Origin of the sequence: Phormidium sp. CCY1219 (assembly GCF_035615515.1) — a bacterium.
GTDB lineage: Bacteria > Cyanobacteriota > Cyanobacteriia > Cyanobacteriales > Laspinemataceae > CCY1219.
Genome location: NZ_JAJENT010000761.1, coordinates 1 through 18,214, shown reverse-complemented (window position 1 = coordinate 18,214; position 18,214 = coordinate 1). Strand labels below are relative to the sequence as shown.

Here is an 18,214-nt window from a genome sequence, read left to right as displayed (position 1 = left end):
AAAATAGAAATCAAAACTCATGGCATATCTGGGGTGCTGAAACGCCACCCAATCGCGGGCAAATCGGGGGCATATTCCGCAAATTTTACCCTCACCCAGGGAAACCTCGAATTGCCGATAGATTTGTGGCGCTATGGCGATCGCCTGAAGCGCCCCATCACTTTCCCCATTAAAACACTACCCTTTTCTCGAAAACACCCATGAATAGTTTGTTTCCCGGCTACCAAATCGAATCCCGACTGCATGAAGGAGAAAAAACCGTGATTTATTGCGGCATTCAACAGCCGCAAAACACCCGGGTTGTGATTAAAACCCTACAAGCCGAATATCCCAGCCTCGAAGAAATTACCCGGTTAAGACATGAATACAAAATTTTGCGGGACTTACAAATCGAAGGAGTGGCCAAACCGATAGAGGCGATCGCCCACGGTCATAAACTTGCCTTAATTTTAGAATACTTTACCGGACAATCCTTGAAAGAATGGCTCGCCGACAACCCAGTAGACCTCCCGGAATTTTTCTCGATCGCCATTCAACTGGCGTCAATTTTAGCCAAACTCCATCAAAACCACGTCATTCATAAAGATATTAAACCCCAAAATATTCTCATCAATCCCACCACTTTACAAATTCGCCTGATTGACTTTAGTATTTCCTCCCGCTTATCCAGAGAAAATCCCACCCTCAGCAATCCGGAATTGCTCGAAGGCACCCTCGCCTATCTGTCCCCAGAGCAAACCGGCAGAATGAACCGCTGCATCGATTACCGCACCGATTTTTACTCCACCGGCATCACCTTTTATGAAATGTTGTGCGGGCAACTGCCGTTTTCCACCACCGACTTACTCGAATTAGTCCACCATCATATTGCCAAAAAACCCATTCCCCCGCACCAACTCAATCCCAAAATTCCCCCCGCCCTGTCCCAAATCGTGATGAAACTGCTAGCCAAAACCGCCGAAGAGCGCTATCAAAGTGCCCGGGGACTGCTAGCGGATTTAGAAACCTGCCGCGATCGCCTCGCCGACGCCACATTTCTCGAAAGTTTTATTCCCGGCACTCGCGATAACTCCGGGCAATTTCTCCTTCCTCAAAAACTCTACGGGCGCGAAACAGAAGTCGCCCAAATCCTGGATGCCTTCGCTCGCATCAGCGGCAAAAACTCCTCGGAAATTTCCGCTGAAGCCTCCCCCAATCGCAGCGAAATTATGCTGGTGAGCGGTTATTCCGGAATCGGGAAAACCAGCGTCATTAACGAAGTGCATAAACCCATTGTCGCCGCACGGGGATATTTTATTGCCGGAAAATTCGACCAATTTAAACGAAATATTCCCTATGCATCTTTAATTCAAGCTTTTGACTCGTTAATCGAGTATATTTTAACCGAAACAAGCTCGAAAATTGCCCGGTGGAAGGAGAAGATTTTAAACGCGATCGGCGAAAACGGGCAAGTCATCATCGATGTGATTCCCCAATTGGAACGGATTATCGGCACACAACCTTTAGTTCCCACTTTAGGACCGACGGAATCGCAAAATCGCTTTAACCGCGTTTTCCAGAATTTTATCCGCGTGTTTGCCCAGTCGGATCATCCCCTGGTGATTTTTCTCGATGATTTGCAATGGGCTGATTCTGCAACCCTGAAGTTACTCGAATTGCTGATGAGCGATCGCCACAGCCAATATTTGTTAATGATTGGCGCGTATCGCGATAACGAAGTCAGCCCCACTCATCCCACCATCCAAACCCTCGATCGCCTTCAAAAAAGTGGCGCAGTAATCAACAATATTGTCCTCCAACCCTTGGCGCGATCGGATATCGAGCAATTCCTCGCCGACACCCTCACGCAACCCTCAGAATTCCGCCAACCCGAGGATGTAGAATCCCAACCCATCCATCGACTTGCCGAACTGTTGTTTAACAAAACCGGCGGGAATCCCTTTTTCCTCACCCAGCTTTTGCAAACCTTATATGAAGAAAATCTCCTCCAGTTTAACTTTAATATCGGCACCTGGGAATGGGATATACAAGAAATTCAATCTCTGGGGATTACCGATTATAATGTAGTGGAACTGATTGCTAGAAACCTGCAAAAACTGCCCGCAGCCACGCAACAGATTCTCCAACTTGCCGCCTGCATTGGCAACCCGTTTAATTTAGACGTGTTAGCATTAGCAAAACGCTCCCTAGAACCCGATGCAGAAACTTCCGCCGGCGACACTGCGGTAGAGTTATGGGATGCACTGCAAGCCGGTTTAGTTTTGCCATTAAGCAACAACTACAAAATGCCGTTAGTGTGGGACGATGGAACTCGAGAGACAGAAGATGCGATCGCCTTAATTTCATCCTCCGCCCACCGAAAATCCGAGGAGACAATTTCTTATAAATTCCTCCACGATCGCGTGCAGCAGGCAGCATATTCTTTAATTCCCACAAACCAAAGAATTCAAACCCACTGCAAAATCGGCAAACTGCTGCTCGATTCCACCCCGGAGGAGCAACTCCCAGAGCGGATTTTCGATATAGTGAATCAGCTCGATATTGGAATTGAGGCGATAGATTCCCGGGAAGAAAAACACCGACTTGCCGAATTAAACTTAATGGCGGGGAAAAAAGCCAAAGCCGCCACCGCCTATGATTCGGCGGCAAACTATCTGAATATTGCCTTAGATTTATTGCCAGCAACAAGCTGGGAAACCGATTACGAACTCACCCGGGATATCTATACCGAAGCGGTAGAAGCGCAATACTTGAATACCGATTTTGACCGGGCGCAGCAGCTTGCCGAGGTGGTGTTGCAGCAGGGGAAAGACTTGCTGGAAAAGCTGAAAATTTACGAAACGCAAATCCAGTTTTATATCGCGCAAAACCAAATTAAATCCGCAATGGAAATCGGACTGCGAGTTTTGAAGCAGTTGGGGGTAGATTTACCCGAAAATCCGAGCAAATTGGATATTTTAGCCGCATTGGTTGCCACTAAATTAAACCGAGGACGAAAAGCGATCGCCGATTTCGAGGAATTGCCCCCGATGAACGATCCGTATAAAATCGCTGCCATGCGAATTTTAAGTGTCCTCCTCGTGCCGGCATTTCTCATCTGCCCTAATTTGTTTCCGATTGTCACCTTTAAAATGGTGAATTTGGCGATTAAATATGGAAACTCCGCCTTTGCTGCATATGGTTACGCCCTTTACGGATGGATTTTGTGCGGCGTGCTTTCCGATATAGAAGCCGGCTATCAATTCGGTCAATTGGCTTGTCAGCTAACCGAAAAATACGAAAACCGAGAACTGAACGTTAAAATTTATAGCGTGTTTAATGCGTTTATCCGTCCTTGGAAAGAGCCGATACAACACTCCCTACAGCCGTTTATTGAAGCGCTGAACCGCAGCCTGGAAACCGGGACGTTAGATTATACCGGGCATAGTGCCATCAATTACTGCAGCTACATGTTTTTGGCTGGGAAACATTTAGAAGAAGTCAGCCTGAAATGTCACGATTATCTCGCACTGCTGGAAAAAATACAGCAACAGAACGCTATAGAAATTGTGAAAATTATCGAGAACATTGCAGTGAAGTTGCAGCAGCGCGACTCGGTGGAGAAAAAGGGCATATGGGGGGACGAATCCCAAGAAGCCGCATTGTTCCAGGAATTGGAGAATACCCAGATGCTGCAAGCATTGTTTTATGGGTATTTAGGGGCGGAAATTTTTGCCTATTTATTTGCCGATGTCCCCGGGGCGATCGCCTATGGGAAACAAGCGGAAAACTATACCACAAGCATGCTGGGCGTGGTGTCGGTTGCGGTTCACAATTTTTATTATTCCCTGGCATTATTGGCGCGCTATCCGAAGGTGTCAAAGGGCGATCGCCGTCAAATTTTAAAGCAAGTCGCCCGCCAGCAAAAACAACTGAAACGCTGGGCAAAGCACGCCCCGGAAAACTATCAGCATAAATACCAGTTAGTGGAAGCCGAAAAAGCGCGGGTTTTAGGACAAGATGCCCGCGCGATCGCCCTTTACGATCGCGCCATCACTGGCGCAAAAGAGCAAGGCTATATCCCGGAAGCGGCGATCGCCAACGAACGATTTGCCGAGTTTCATTTTTCCCGCCAACAAGACAACCAAGCCCGATTTTATCTCACTGAAGCCTATTACGGTTACATTCGCTGGGGCGCTTCTGCCAAAGTCGCCGCGTTAGAATCAAAATATCCGCAAATCTTTTCGCAATTGCGATCGCAAACCTCCACCCGCACCCCCTCGTGCGATCGCACCGTGCATCTCACTCGCACCACCACCTCCACCGCCTCGGTTTCCGCCGTGATGGATCTCAGTGCGGCAATCTCCGCCTCCCAAGCGATTTCCTCAGAAATCGTCCTGGATCGATTGCTGTTGAAATTAATGCACATTCTCATGGAAAATGCAGGGGCAGACAAAGGATTTATCCTCCTCTCCAAATCCGGTCAATTAGTGATAGAAGCCGCCGGAGATATCGAAAGCCAGCAGTATCAACGCTTACCTTCTATTCCCGTGGAAACCTCTGCCGAATTGCCACAGGCGATCGTCAACTACATCGATCGCACCCGAGAAGCGATCGCGATCGACAATCCGCAACTGGACAACCGCTTTGCCCGCGACCCCTATATCGCCCAACATCAACCCCCCTCAGTTTTGGGATTGCCACTCATCCATCACGGCAAATTTATCGGCATTCTCTATTTAGAAAATCACCTCAGTCCCGGCGCATTTACTCGAGAACGATTGAACGTCTTAAATCTCTTAGCCGCTCAAGTGGCAATTTCGCTCGACAATGCCGCACTTTACCAAGAATTGCAGGGCTATTCTATCCAACTCGAGCGCAAAAATGCCGACTTGCGCGCATCCGAAGCGCGAGAGCGAGAAAAAGCCACCCAACTCGAAACCGCCTTGCGCGATTTGCAACAAACTCAAGCCCAATTAATCCAAACTGAAAAAATCTCCAGCTTGGGGCAATTAGTGGCCGGTGTTGCCCATGAAGTGAACAATCCCGTGGGATTTATCGCCGGTAATTTGACCATCGCTTCCGAGTCGGTCAGCGATTTAATCGATTTGCTCCATCTTTATCGCCATTACTTCCCCGAACCTCCCGCCAAAATTCAAGAGAAAATTGAGGAAATCGATTTAGACTTTTTGGTCGCCGATTTACCGCAAATGCTCTCCTCGATGACGATGGGAACCGATCGCATTCGCGAGATTATGCAGTCTTTACGCAATTTTTCCCGCGTGGATGCAGAAAAACCCAAACCCGCCAACCTTCACGCAGGACTCGACAGCACCTTGATGATTCTGTCCTCTCGCTTGAAAGCGAAAGGAACCAGAAAGGCAATTGTTACGGTTAAAGAATACGGAGAATTGCCGAAAGTCAGTTGTTTCCCGGGACAGCTCAATCAAGTGTTTATGAATCTGATTGCCAATGCGATCGATGCCTTGGAAGAACCGCGACAAATTCGCGAGAAAGAAATTCGGATTCGCACAGAAGTGATTGTCGATTCCTCTTCTTCCCTCCCTTACGCCCAGATTCGGATTAAAGACAATGGGCCGGGCATGTTCGAAACAGTGCGTCAGCAGTTGTTTGACCCCTTTTTTACCACGAAACCCGAAGGCAAAGGCACGGGGTTGGGTTTGTCTATCAGTTACCAAATTGTTGTGGAGAAACACCAGGGTATGTTAGAATGTATTTCTGCCCCCGGAGAAGGAGCGGAATTTATCATTTCCCTACCGATTAAACCCCATTAAACTGTTTCCACTCGTTCCCAGGTGGAACCTCCACTCGTTCCCAGGTGGAACCTGGGAACGAGTTTAACGAGTTTATGCAGGGGAGAAATGCAGGGATTACTCGCTGCTTTCTGCATCTTGGGCTTTTACGGTTTCTTTCACCTGGTTTAAATCGATATCGAAGTGATTCGCGATCGCCTCCATTACTTGTTGTTCTTCTTCCGTAGTCACGCAATCGATTTGAGAGATGCGATAGCATTGCGCCAACAACGGAAAGGCAAAATCGCGATCGAGAGACTGGATTAACTCTTCTAAAGGCAGGGGACTTTCCAGTTCGGACTCCATCAATTTTAGCGCATCTGCCGTGAAATTCATCTGTTTTAACTCCGGTAAAATCTCCTTCCAAGAGGTATCCGGACGAGAGGCTAAAATCATCTGCACCAAAATGCGATCCATGATTTCTTTTTGCGCGATCGCTTTTTCCAAGTATTTTTCGCTTTCCAGCTTCAGCTCATCCGGCGTTATCTCGGCTATTTCCGGACTGCTTTTCGCCTCATAAAAGCGCGATGCTGCATATCCGAGAGTGTACAGCATTACCGCATTCGTACTCGCACCGATCGCCATGCCCGCCATTGGCAGATTTCGCAGTATCCCCAACCCGGTTTTTAGCGCCGTCGAACCGCCAAGGGATAGCCCAAAAATCATCACCACTTCCCCCTTGCGCGCCGGATCTTCTAAATCCATGTTATACGCCGCCGCAATCTGATAAATCATCTCTCCCTGCAACACCGTTGTTGCGGCTAAATCCACTCCCAGCAGCGCCAAAGCTACCCCCGGCACCATGCTACTGACCAATCCAATTCCGCCAGCATACAATGACTTTTCTATCATAATCCGATGGGAAACTTCATCGGCAGATTCTTGGGGATATTTCTGCTTTAATTTCTCCACCGCTAACTGCGCTTTCGATACATCCACCTGCCCGGTAAGTTGCAGCAACCATTGAGCTTTAAAGGTTTTCGCAATTTGTTGTAGTACCGGGTTATCGCCGACAAAAGACAGGGTTTTTCCCACTTCTGTGGTGGCGCGTTCTAACCACTCTTCCGATTCATGGGCGATTCCCGCTGCTGCTTCACTGGCAGTTTGTGCCGCTCCTTCACCGATTTTAGACCCCACTTTGCCCAGCTCTTCTGCTGCTTGTGCCGCGCGATCGAATGCCTCTTGACCCTGGCGGGTTGCCTCAGCTACACCTTCTAGCGCGCCGGCAACTATATCTATCGCCACTTTATTCGCTTCTAACGCGGCTTTATTCACCGTTTCTGTCACTCCTTCGCAAGCCGTTTCTGTGGTCTCTGAAACCTGTGGCGAGGCAGGTATCGCGGCATTTCCGGCTGGCATGGGTTCTAGGGGTTGATTCTTTTCTGAGTTCATTTTTGCTCTCCTCTCGGCGTGCAATATTTAGGATTAGAATAGCGCTTTTTTTACCTTAACCCGAGGTGGTAGGTTGGGCAAAATAAAGGGAAAAATGAATTATCCAACCGCCACACCCGTACTCGGTGCTGCAGGTTGCGGTTCTCCCATGCCCAAAGAGGCTTGATACAAACTGGCAAGACGCTGTTCGGACTCGGCGAGATCCTGTTCGAGGGTGGTAAAAATCATGGTGGAGACCGGATCGGTGTATTTTGTCCGCAAATTATAACAATCCACCATACCGGTTTGAATATCGCCGAGAGCGCGACGCAAAATTTCTATATCTTCGCTCGACTGCAGCCAGCTCATCGCGTTTGCCAATGCACCCGCCGCTACTGAGGGGAAAAACAATTGTTCCCCGATCGCCTGAAGTCTGCCTTCGAGTAACTCGATGTGACTTGCTTTTTTCTCCACAATTTCCAGCAGCAGCAATCGCAGGGCGGTATCGCTAGTGCGCTCGGCGTAATGTTGGAATGCTTCGTGGGTATAGCGTTCCCCAGCCAGTGCGGTATTCAGACCTTCGACGATTTCGCTGCGGCTGGAACCACCCCAGGAGGCGGCTAGTTCCCACCATTCTACCTGGGTATCGCTTTCTTCCGGTAGGGTGCGATCGGGAATTTGGAGCATCAGGCGCGACAGAATAGCGGTGGTGAAAATGGCCAGATCCCCTGGTTGTCGCGAGGTAATCAAAGTGCCATCGATCGCCAGGGGTTCGTCGATATAGGTCGCACCTGCATTTTCCATGTCTTTGCGGATGGAGGTAAAACCCGTAACCCGGCGATCGCGCAGCAAGTCGGCTTCGATTAAAACCTGCGGCCCGTGACAAACGGCGGCTACAATTTTATCCTCGGCGATCGCTTCTTTGACAAAATTCACCGTATTCGGGTTATTTCGCATCGTATCCGGTGCCAAACCCCCCGGAATAATTACCGCATCGAAATCTTGCACCCGCGCTTCTGTGGTGGTTCCATCCGGTTTAATCGAAACTTTCCCCTGTTTTCCCCTATACTCCTGATTCATCCGCGACCCGAGAACCCACACTTTTGCTCCCGCTTGTCGCAGTGCGGTATAAGGAACCTTAAACTCGGAATCCTCAAACCCATCTTCGATTAAAATGGCTACTTTCTTCCTGGCATTTTGGCTGGCTTCAACCATAATAAATTTCCTCAATTTTTACTTTAGGACTGACGCAAATCGGATCGGGAAGCACGACAATAACGGGTGGGCAGTGCCCCCCTACCCGTGAGCGTAGCCCTGCGTAGGATGGGCACTGCCCACCTACCGAGCTGTGCTCATAAAATCGTTTTTTGCCTACCCCATTGCAATGATTGGGTAGCAATTATTTCTCAGTCTAAATTTATGCGGGCAATATTTAGTCTTACCTGGGTAAAGAAGAAAGGGGAAAATATATTTCCCCTTCGCTCGTCCTATGTTTAGTACAAGTAAACCTCACCCGTTTCATCAATTCTCATTGCCGTAACGTCTCGATCTAACCTGCTCGTTTCATCCAAGTTCAACCGGATTTCACCCGGACCGATAACTTCGGGTTCGACCTGTAACAATGCGGCACTCGACGAGCGGACAAAGGTGACTGTGACGGGAATATCGATCCGGCGAACCGTGGCTGTACCGCCCTCAGAAATTAAGCGTTCGTCCGTATCGCCAATTACTTGATAAGTGATGCGATCGTTGGTATTATTAACCAGAGTGATTTCCACTGGCATGTTTTGCGATCGCAGCAGCGCCACAGGTCGATCGAGATTGTCTCGCGGTCCGGTTCTAAACTGCGCGATCGTAGATTCGCGATCGCCTCGGTTGCTCTCTAGGTTAGGATTGGGTTTGCTCTCGGCAATTCCAGCCATTGGCAATAGAGTCATCGAGAAAAGGGTACTCCCTAAAATGGCTCCCAATATTCCCATGTTTTTTTGGTTCAAAAGTTGCTTGAATTTCATACTGTTTTCTCCTTGCTATTGCGTTTTAAATTATTCAGTTTAGAAAGGCAATGCCTCTATAGGCTGGTAATTTGCCTATTATAAAAATCAATTTTTTTGAAAAATTGAAGATTTAATCAGTGCCGTTTCTCTATTTTCAAAAATCCAGTCATTTGGATTTCGGTAGAGTTGAAATTTGCCCGATAATCCTCTGGGAGAGTTTAGATTTCAGAATGAGAATTAAAGCCGCTTGACTAGAATTGCCCACTCTAAAACCTAAACTCGAAGATTGCGAGCCAAGAATTAGCTGGCTAACATGCTGCGGAGCATCCAAGCAGTTTTCTCGTGGACTTGCATCCGTTGCGTCAGCAGATCTAACGTGGGTTGATCGTTGGCGCTTTCTGCAATTGGCAGCACTTCGCGAGCGGTGCGAACCACCGTTTCTTGACCTTCAATCAGAAACCGAATCATATCTTCGGCGGCGGGAATGCCTTCGGTTTCCGTGAGGGAAGTCAAGCGAGAGAACTCACCATAAGTCCCGGGAGCGGGAAAACCCAAGGTGCGGATTCGTTCTGCAATATCATCCACGGCGATCGCCAGTTCTTGGTATTGCTCCTCAAACATCAGGTGCAGCGTATTAAACAACGGCCCCGTGACGTTCCAGTGGAAATTATGCGTCCTCAAATACAGAGTATAGGTATCGGCTAATACCCGAGACAGCCCATCGGCAATCTCTTTGCGCGTGTTTTCCTCAATACCGATATTCACGGGCATTTGCTTTTGAGCAGAAGTATCGATAGTCGTAGTCATAAATTTTTTCCTCCAATGTTCGACTAAATTCGGGTAAAAAGTTCCCGAAAAGATTAATCCCTTTTAACTTAGGAAACGCCAGCAGGAATGGGAGCTTTTGACCACACTCCATTTTCGTCTTTTTCGTAGTTCTCTTCCACAGAGCGCCACGCAATTAAGGACGCTTGATTGGCATCCTCTTTTTGGGTCAATGCTTCGTTATAAGCTTTGCGAAATGTTTCCTGAGCCTCGGGAGACAGATGGCTGCGAAGTTCCGGAGACAACTCTTCTGTACTGTCTAAAGGGTGTTCCGGTTGACGGGGAATCTTCATATCGCAACTGAGGATTTCGTCACCGCCGATGCGTTCGAGTAGCAATTGAATTTCACCAATTTTTTCGGCAGGAACTTCTACCACCAAAAGCGTTTCTCCGGCTTGCAGGCGGGTTTGATAAATGGCAGCTTTGTCTTCGGGCATTCCTAATGCGACTAATGCGGAAACTAAACCCGCACCCGCCGAACCGGCGATCGCACCAGTAGTCGCTCCTAACAAAGCGGCTCCTAATGGTCCTGCAGCCACAACGGAACCGATAAAGGGAATGAATAACACCCCCACTCCTGTTAGCAGGCTCAATACCGAACCAAACAACGAACCAAAAATTGCCCCGGATTTTAAGCCATCTAAGATGACATCTTTCTTCGTCACAAATCCCGAAATTTTGGTTTCGCTGTGAAAGTTCCGACCCACAATCGAAATGTTTTCGCGATCGACACCGCGTTCGAGCAGGCGGTTAACTGCATCGTTCACTTGCTCTTGGGTTTCAAACACAGCCGAAACACAACGATTTGTTTTTTGTTGCGCGTCTTGAGCTTCGGTTGTATTAGAAGCGGTTGTCATTCGTATCCTCCTGATTTCTTCTTCTGCGGTTGCATCGGCGAATCATCTTCCCTCGGCTTCGCCCTGTTGTATTGTTATACCCCACGGGAGTCCCCCCCCACAGCAACTTGGGGAAGGGAGGGGAGAGAATTGATGCAACCTTGGGAGCCGCGATCCCGTCACTGACCCCCTGCGCCCAAAATTTGGACGCAAAGCGGGCAGGTTGCTGTGCCACGTTTAGATAACGCCAGGACCTTTTGTGCGATTATCTTTGTCCATCGTCAATCGTCCTTGCTCGTCGTTCTCATGCGCCTCTACATATTCGTCAGCGCGTTCTTTTTTCAGTTGTTGTTCTTTTTCGCGCAAGTCGCCGGGTTCGTTGACGTACATTTCCGGTTCGATCGCGAAATTATTCACCAACCCTTCGTTATCTACGGTGAAACCGCGCCGAGTCGCATCGGTATCCACTTGCGCTTCATCTTCGTTTTTCGGCGCTTCCATGAATTTATCGCCTTCTCGCTCTTGGCGCGCCGCCACTTCTGCGGGTACGATTTCGCGATCGTAATGCGGTGCGCTATTGCTGTCAACGACTTCTTTTTGAGTATTGTTAACGTTGTTTTCTTTATTTTGCGTTTGCTTATTCATGCAAATTGCTCCTGAATGCAATCGTTGTGTTCACTATAGCCGGATCGACCTACGAAATAAAACTATCTATAGTAGTAGATTTTCGCTTACGACTATCGAGAGAGTACGATCGCTCCTCGTCCAATCCCGCCACCTTCCCCGAGTCCACCCTACAAGCGCTAGCGGGACTTCAGCATCCGCTATCCATATAGAATGGGTAATGCCTACCCTCCAGACGAACCGAGGCGCGATCGCCCATTATTTAGCGATCGCTGCCATTACCGCGACTCCCCACGCCCTCGGAAACGCGATCGCCCCTAGCACCCTCGTCAAACATGGCATGGCTAGTCGGGACAATGCGCGAACCATATCGGTTTGCATAAACCTGAGTAAACTCCGCACCAAAAAACAAGATTTGCGCCGAATAATTAATCCACAGCAGCAGCACCACAAAAGATCCCGCCGCACCGTAAGTCGATCCCACACTACTATTGCCGAGATAAAGACCAATTAAATATTTTCCGAGCGCAAACAGTACCGAAGTAATTGCCCCACCAATCCAAACATCGCTCCAGGCAATTTTTACATCCGGCAGCACTTTATAAATCATCGCAAACAGCAGGGTAATCACCCCCAACGAGATGACAAAATTCAACGTTTGCCACAAGAACATTAACTCCGGTACCAGATTGTCAAAATACTTTCCGATCGCTGCCAATGCCGCGCTCACTACCAGGGATGCTAGCAGCAAAAAACCGATCGCCACCACCATCGCAAAGGATAAAACCCGGGTTTTCAGCAGTTTTTTTACCCCCTCATCCGGTTTTGGCTTCACATCCCAAATCGTATTTAAAGCGTCTTGCAACTGAGTAAACAACCCCGTTGCCCCAAACAGCAACAAGGCAATACTGATAATTGTCGCCCAAATTCCCGACCTCGGCTGGCGCGCATTTTCGATCGCCGTTTCGATGACTTGTGCCCCTTCTCTCCCTACTAAATCTTGCAATTGCGCCACAATTTCTCCTTGCGCCGCTTCTTGACCGAAAACCAAACCCGCCACGGCGATCGCGATAATTAACATCGGCGCTAGGGAAAACGCCGTGTAGTACGCTAAAGCCGCCGCCAGTCGCGATGCTTTATCTTTTTGCCATTCCGCAAAGGTTCGCTTGAGCAACCTCCAAATTACTTTTAATCTCACGATTTAATACTCCTTTTCCAACATTATTCCGGCAATTGAAGCCTATCATAAAAGCTTCATCAAACTGTCACTATACCCCAGCAACTGGTGATTCGCTTTAGTTCAAACGCTAGCACCCCGGGGGGTTGACCGGAATAATTATTAATGTTGCGAGCCTAGATATCGTCTTTTATCTGGACTCTATTTAACTTTTTTCGATTTTTTTGTAAAGTTACGAATTGCCCATTATTTCGGCATTTCACATTCTGATGTTATTTCAGGGAAAAATTTTTATTCTACCTTGCCCACTTCCCTTTGTCAGTTGCCGCTCGAAAACCAGCCGATCGCCTTTTATCCCGATAGAAAAGTGACCTCGGCGATCGGCTAAAGAATGGAACGGGTCAGAATGGTTGCCTGTCCAAAATAGTAGCCAACATCAGACCTTCGTTCTCGCCCCACCCGTTAAAATGGACTTGGATTTTTAGGAACGAGTTTAACCGCTTGTGTGTTTATTTAAAATTTATCTTTAGCTTCGCCTTCCGTATCAGAATAAGCGAACCGCCTACAGTTTGTCTTCTATCTCGGGATATATTGACAGAATCGGGGTTTTCGGCGTCATCCCCTTCCCTTGAACCAAAAGAGGGGCATGGCACCGCCAAAGCCCCTACAGTACAAGCCGGATAAATTGGAGCGTCGATGGTCTGTCATTTCCGCCCCCCGGTTTGGCTATCCAAGCGATGAAGACGCACCCTAGTAGAAATCCAGGGCGTCGCCTCGATCCGCTCCTGCTGGAAGAATTTTCCCGTCCCTCCCCACACCCCAGAACCGCAAATTTATCCCACTAACCCCGAACGCAGGGCTAAAACAGCAGCTTGGGTGCGATCGTTGGCACACAGCTTATTTAAGATATTGCGGACGTGGGTTTTCACCGTGCCCACCGTAATGTACAGCTTTTCGGAAATTTCCGCATTATTGTACCCTTGCACGATCAGTTCAAGCACTTCTAACTCCCGTTCCGTTAGAGGATAGGCTTCAATAATTTGGCTGAATTCCGGTTCCGGAGCCTTGATCGACACCGTTTCCTTCTTAGAGCTGCTGGGGGTGGCTTCGCTAGGAGTCGTGCGTGCCTGTCTGAGTACGATCCCCGCGATCGCCGGATCGATCCACGAGTTTCCCTCATAGGTCAAGCGCACCACCCCGAGCAATTCCTCAAAACTGATATCTTTCATACAGTAAGAGTCCGCACCCGCCGCAAACGCCGCCAACACTGCATCTTCGTTATCTTGGAACGTCAAAATCAAGACCTTGGTTTTCGGTTCAAGTTTTTCCGCTTCTTGCACCTGGCGCAGTCGCTGCGTCACCTCAATGCCATCCATATCTGGCAAACCAATATCCACGATCGCGATATCCGGATGCGACTCGGAAAGCAACTTTAACCCTGAATTGCCATTCGCCGCATCTCCGACGACCACAATTCCATCCGACTGTTGTAACGCCGTCCGAATCCCGATGCGAGTCAGGTCATGGTCTTCAACTAAAGCAACACGAATTTCACTCATTTTTGATATGACTTCAAAGAACTATCAAGGGAATTTCACCAAACTACACCTATGGGTAGATGTCGTCGATTGCCTTTCCCGATACACTTAGATTATCCAAAATTTTGACTTTTTTGTGGTTAATTAACCTACATTGACACTTCTAACCTAGCTTACCAGTAAATCTTAAAACCTAGCCAGTGAATCCTCAATTTTTCTGCCGCTCCGGTTTGGCAACCAGCCAGCCACGATGGAATTGCCCGATAGAAGGATGAGTCCGTTCTATCCCGCCTTCAGGCTTTGATTTCTGTTTAAATAACACCACTGCCTTCCTCTCCTTCTCCCATCCCCCTCATCCTCTGTGTGGAGACAACATCCCCCAGGGGTTTTTATGGCGGAGGATTTTATCTGTGTTTCTCTAGGGGCGATCGCACCCCCTCCCTCAGACAAACCACAAACCACCCCTCTACCTCCTTGTCGCGTACCCAACACAAGTCGCCTCCCCGCTTTCAGGAAAAAAATCATCCGGATCCAGGGATTGACGCTCGAATCTAACCGCGTCGCAAAAATTCCTTGCCTTACGGCGAGATTGAGCCTGCAATTGCAGGCTTTTCCCCCACTGCGGAATTGTCGGCGAGGCGCGAATAACATCTATTTTAACGCAGCACAATATAGCCGAGCGACCCTGGGTTGCGAGTTGCACTAACGCAAGGTTCGATTCCCGCGCTTTTCCCCTCATCGATTATTGCCATCAACAGCGCCGCAAATCACCCGAAAACCCGACTCAATTTTTCCGCCTGACTCTCCCCAGCTTGAAGCGATCGGGTAAAATAATCAGAGAATCCGACAAGTAAAAATGTTGTCATCATTGAATCCTCAAATCCTCTGCCCTTGAACGGACCAGTTTGGATACGAAGAGATTTACCATTCGAGAATCCACCACCAGAATTGGCGATTGAAAGCCATCTTGTATTAGTAATTATTAGGAAACATCTATGACGGCTCCCATTCTTGCTTTTTTTAATATAAAAAAGGCGGTCTAGGGAAAACTTCTCTCGTCTATACATCTAGCCTGGATGTATTGCAATTTAGACTGGCGCGTTGTCCCAGCCGATTTAGACCCCTAAGCTATCGGGTAACGCTTAAACCCTTTTATCGTTATAAATAATGGCAACTTTTACCCAACATTGATTACGTTTATCTGGCGACACAAGCAGGCTAGGGTTTTAGTTTAACCCTAGCCTTTTACTCGTACATTCCGGATTTTGTGTTTAGCCGCTTGGGATTACAAGCTCGGCGTTTTCCCAGTTTCACTTTGACTGGGAACTTCTCCAACTTCGCTGTAGCCCATATTCATTGCAGCTTCGCGCAAAATGGAAATTTGCTCTTCAAATTCTGCATTTTCGATTTGCGAGAGGAAATTTTTAGCTCCTTCGGTCGCTTCGTAATCGTTGGGCATATCCACCACGCGATCGCCCATCGCTACTGCCCACGCATACCACACGAGTAACTGATTGTTGGCGCTTAAGGCCCCGTAGTCGCGAGAATATTCCGTGTCTTTTCGGTTGACGATATCTCGCATAACATTGAGCTGCTCGTCTTTGGATAAGTTATAAAAGTTATCGAGCAGGATGGGCGCAACTTGAGGATTGGCTGCTGTGGGTGCTGCTGGAGTAATCGAGTCTCCCATTTTTTCATAGACCCAATAGAGTACCGCCAGTTTATCATCGGTACCTAAGCCTTCAAATGCTTGAACGATTTTTTGAGTGTTTTCCGAACGAATTTGGGTTTTTCCGCTTGTGTTTATCGAAGACATAAATTAGGTTCTTGGTTAACTTTAAATTGCTTTCACTTTATAATACTTAACAAACTTTACCGATTGCTGTCAAGCCGCTCTCGGGAACGAGATTGGAAAGAAGGATGCAGAAATCTGTCTCGAGATAGATGTATGAGCAACAAAAATTGTAAATTTACCTCAAACTCATTATTCAATTAATTCTTTTTTGTCTTCTAGCTAAAGATAGATATTTCAATCGGGCTAACCTAAAAAAAATACCTCTAAAGATAGTGATGTGGGGGAGATGGAGGCACCTGAAACTACCACGACTCCGTAAAAGAGGTGCAGAAGCACGCGAAGTGGCGATCGCGCGTGGGGGCGGGTGGAGAAATTACCTGCATTCCCAAAAAAAAGACGAGCGGTCTGTTTAGGCTTTTGTGTGGAGGCGACCCCACTTTAGATGCCAACCCTATCCTGAGTTGGTGGAAAAATCCATTGCAAGAGCGATGGGGGGGATAAAGATGATAAAATCTAAAGAGCAATTCCCAACTTCCGGGTTAATGCTATCGGCGTGACGATTGGCGATCGCTATTTTGCGAGCCACCAATTGCCACCCCCCGAAATGCCCGAACCACGCGAGCCTCGTTCCTCGCCAACTTCCTGCACCGCTCGAACGTGAAGCGCGATCGCACCTGTAACTCAATGCAGAAGCGGAAACACCAAACCTCTAGCTGTGCAGATGGGGCGAGTCCCTCCAGAGTCTAAGCAAGACAAGGCGATCGACACTGTAGCCCCTGTAACTGGAACCATCGCTCTCCCACAAACTGAGAGTGCTAGGGACAGAGAAATTCAAAACGTGGTTCTCCCCAATTCGGAAATAAAATCTTTCTCCAGACTGAGCCAAATTACGCGATCGAGTGAGAGAATTTGGCTTAGAGTCGAAATCTGTTGCTTGCAGCCCATCCCTGTACTTAGATGATTGATCCCTCCCGTTCTCAAAACCATCCAGCAAACCGCATCCTCGTGGTAGATGATTCTCCAGATAACGTATTGTTAGTCAAGACAATTCTGGAAGAAGAGGGATATGACATCGCTCAGGCAGACAGTGGATATGCTGCCTTAGCTCAGATTGAAGAGTTACCACCGGATCTGGTGCTGCTCGACATTATGATGCCCGGGATGGACGGTTACGAAGTCACCCGACGGATCCGCAACAACGATCGGTTGCCATTTATCCCCATTTTGCTGATTACCGCCCACGATCAACCCAGTGTGGTGGAAGGATTAGATCTCGGCGCGGATGATTTTATCCGCAAACCCGTAGAACTCGACGAACTTCTCGCAAGAGTCCGCAGTCTCCTGCGGCTCAAACATAGCGTAGACGAACGGGATGAAATCGCCCGTCAGCGGGAAGATTTTGTCTCGCGGCTGACCCACGACTTGCGAACCCCCTTGGTTGCTGCCGATCGCATGTTAACTTTACTCCAGCAAGGAGCCTTGGGAGAAATTACCCCAGAAATGGACGAAGCCTTCGCCACGATGGTTCGCAGCAATCAAAACTTGCTGAGCATGGTCAATACCTTGCTTGAAGTTTACCGCTACGAAGCCGATCGCAAAAACTTAAATTTCTCCGAAGTAGACCTGCGTCAGCTCATCCAAGAATTAATCGAAGAACTCGCCCCAATGGCGGAAGAAAAAGATTGTCAGCTCAAAGTCTCCTATGGAGATGCCCCCGACGGGAAGCGAAAAACCTCCGGGCTAGTATATGGCGATCGCCTCGAACTACGTCGTCTGCTGACCAACTTAGTCGGTAACTCGATTAAATTTACCGATCGCGGTTCCGTCGAGATCCGCCTGAGTCAAGAACCACCCCCCGCCGACGTTGCAGATCCCGCCGATCCAGGCACGGTCAAAATTGAAGTCGAAGATACCGGCACCGGCATCAGCGAAGAAGAACAAGCCTTATTATTTGAAAGATTCCGCCCGGGAAAACACAAACGATCCGGGAGTGGTCTCGGGTTGCACCTGTGTAAGCGCATCGCACAAGCTCATCAAGGCACCATTAGCGTCAACTCGGAGTTAGGCAAAGGCAGCTTATTCACCCTACGCTTGAATGCGTGGCGCGATTAAAACATCTCTCGCCTCTGTGGCGGCGACACGAAAAAAACTCGGGAGCTTGGTAGCCCCGTCTCTTTAGAGCGGCGCTACCAAGCGACGGGCGCGGCTTTAGCCGCAATGATATGATAGACTCCTATCACCAACTCTTTGACCCAAATGAAA

At 48.5% G+C, this 18,214-nt stretch carries 12 protein-coding genes; 2 read left to right on the top strand and 10 right to left on the bottom strand.

Annotation, left to right across the window (positions count from 1 at the left end; translation table 11 throughout):
- Positions 1-200 precede the first annotated feature (200 nt).
- Positions 201-5,774 (top strand): trifunctional serine/threonine-protein kinase/ATP-binding protein/sensor histidine kinase, encoded by a 5,574-nt coding sequence (locus tag LKK83_RS23115; RefSeq protein WP_324633743.1) that lies wholly within the window; start codon positions 201-203, stop codon positions 5,772-5,774.
- A gap of 96 nt (positions 5,775-5,870) precedes the next feature.
- Here the strand turns inward: LKK83_RS23115 and LKK83_RS23110 are convergent, their stop codons facing one another.
- The 10 genes from LKK83_RS23110 to LKK83_RS23065 all read right to left on the bottom strand — a co-directional run bounded on the left by LKK83_RS23110 (position 5,871) and on the right by LKK83_RS23065 (position 16,538).
- Positions 5,871-7,184 (bottom strand): hypothetical protein, encoded by a 1,314-nt coding sequence (locus tag LKK83_RS23110; RefSeq protein WP_324633742.1) that lies wholly within the window; start codon positions 7,182-7,184, stop codon positions 5,871-5,873.
- 99 nt (positions 7,185-7,283) lie between these two features.
- A complete protein-coding gene (locus tag LKK83_RS23105; protein ID WP_324633740.1) occupies positions 7,284-8,378 on the bottom strand; it encodes a DJ-1/PfpI/YhbO family deglycase/protease in 1,095 nt (364 codons plus the stop codon).
- Positions 8,379-8,656: 278 nt separating this feature from the next.
- The gene (locus tag LKK83_RS23100) at positions 8,657-9,175 is read right to left on the bottom strand and encodes a hypothetical protein (protein ID WP_324633739.1); all 519 of its coding nucleotides are present in this window, start codon (positions 9,173-9,175) and stop codon (positions 8,657-8,659) included.
- Between the two features lie 282 nt (positions 9,176-9,457).
- A complete protein-coding gene (locus tag LKK83_RS23095; RefSeq protein WP_324633738.1) occupies positions 9,458-9,964 on the bottom strand; it encodes a Dps family protein in 507 nt (168 codons plus the stop codon).
- A 68-nt stretch (positions 9,965-10,032) separates the two neighbouring features.
- Positions 10,033-10,839: a ChaB family protein gene (locus LKK83_RS23090; protein WP_324633737.1), complete on the bottom strand. Its 807-nt coding sequence runs from the start codon at positions 10,837-10,839 to the stop codon at positions 10,033-10,035.
- Positions 10,840-11,055: 216 nt separating this feature from the next.
- Complete coding sequence (locus LKK83_RS23085) at positions 11,056-11,463, bottom strand: hypothetical protein (RefSeq protein ID WP_324633736.1); 408 nt, start codon at positions 11,461-11,463, stop codon at positions 11,056-11,058.
- A gap of 241 nt (positions 11,464-11,704) precedes the next feature.
- A complete protein-coding gene (locus LKK83_RS23080) occupies positions 11,705-12,640 on the bottom strand; it encodes a YihY/virulence factor BrkB family protein (RefSeq protein ID WP_324633735.1) in 936 nt (311 codons plus the stop codon).
- An 812-nt stretch (positions 12,641-13,452) separates the two neighbouring features.
- A complete protein-coding gene (locus LKK83_RS23075) occupies positions 13,453-14,178 on the bottom strand; it encodes a response regulator transcription factor (RefSeq protein ID WP_324633734.1) in 726 nt (241 codons plus the stop codon).
- Positions 14,179-15,442: 1,264 nt separating this feature from the next.
- On the bottom strand, positions 15,443-15,973 hold the full coding sequence (locus LKK83_RS23070) for an orange carotenoid protein N-terminal domain-containing protein (RefSeq protein ID WP_324633733.1): 531 nt from the start codon (positions 15,971-15,973) through the stop codon (positions 15,443-15,445).
- 430 nt (positions 15,974-16,403) lie between these two features.
- Entirely contained in the window at positions 16,404-16,538 is a 135-nt protein-coding gene (locus tag LKK83_RS23065; RefSeq protein WP_324633732.1) for a hypothetical protein, read from the bottom strand.
- A gap of 371 nt (positions 16,539-16,909) precedes the next feature.
- On the opposite strand from LKK83_RS23065, the gene LKK83_RS23060 reads away from it, so the two are divergent.
- Positions 16,910-18,064, top strand: a complete 1,155-nt coding sequence (locus LKK83_RS23060; RefSeq protein WP_324633731.1) for a sensor histidine kinase — start codon at positions 16,910-16,912, stop codon at positions 18,062-18,064.
- The last annotated feature ends 150 nt before the right edge of the window (positions 18,065-18,214 follow it).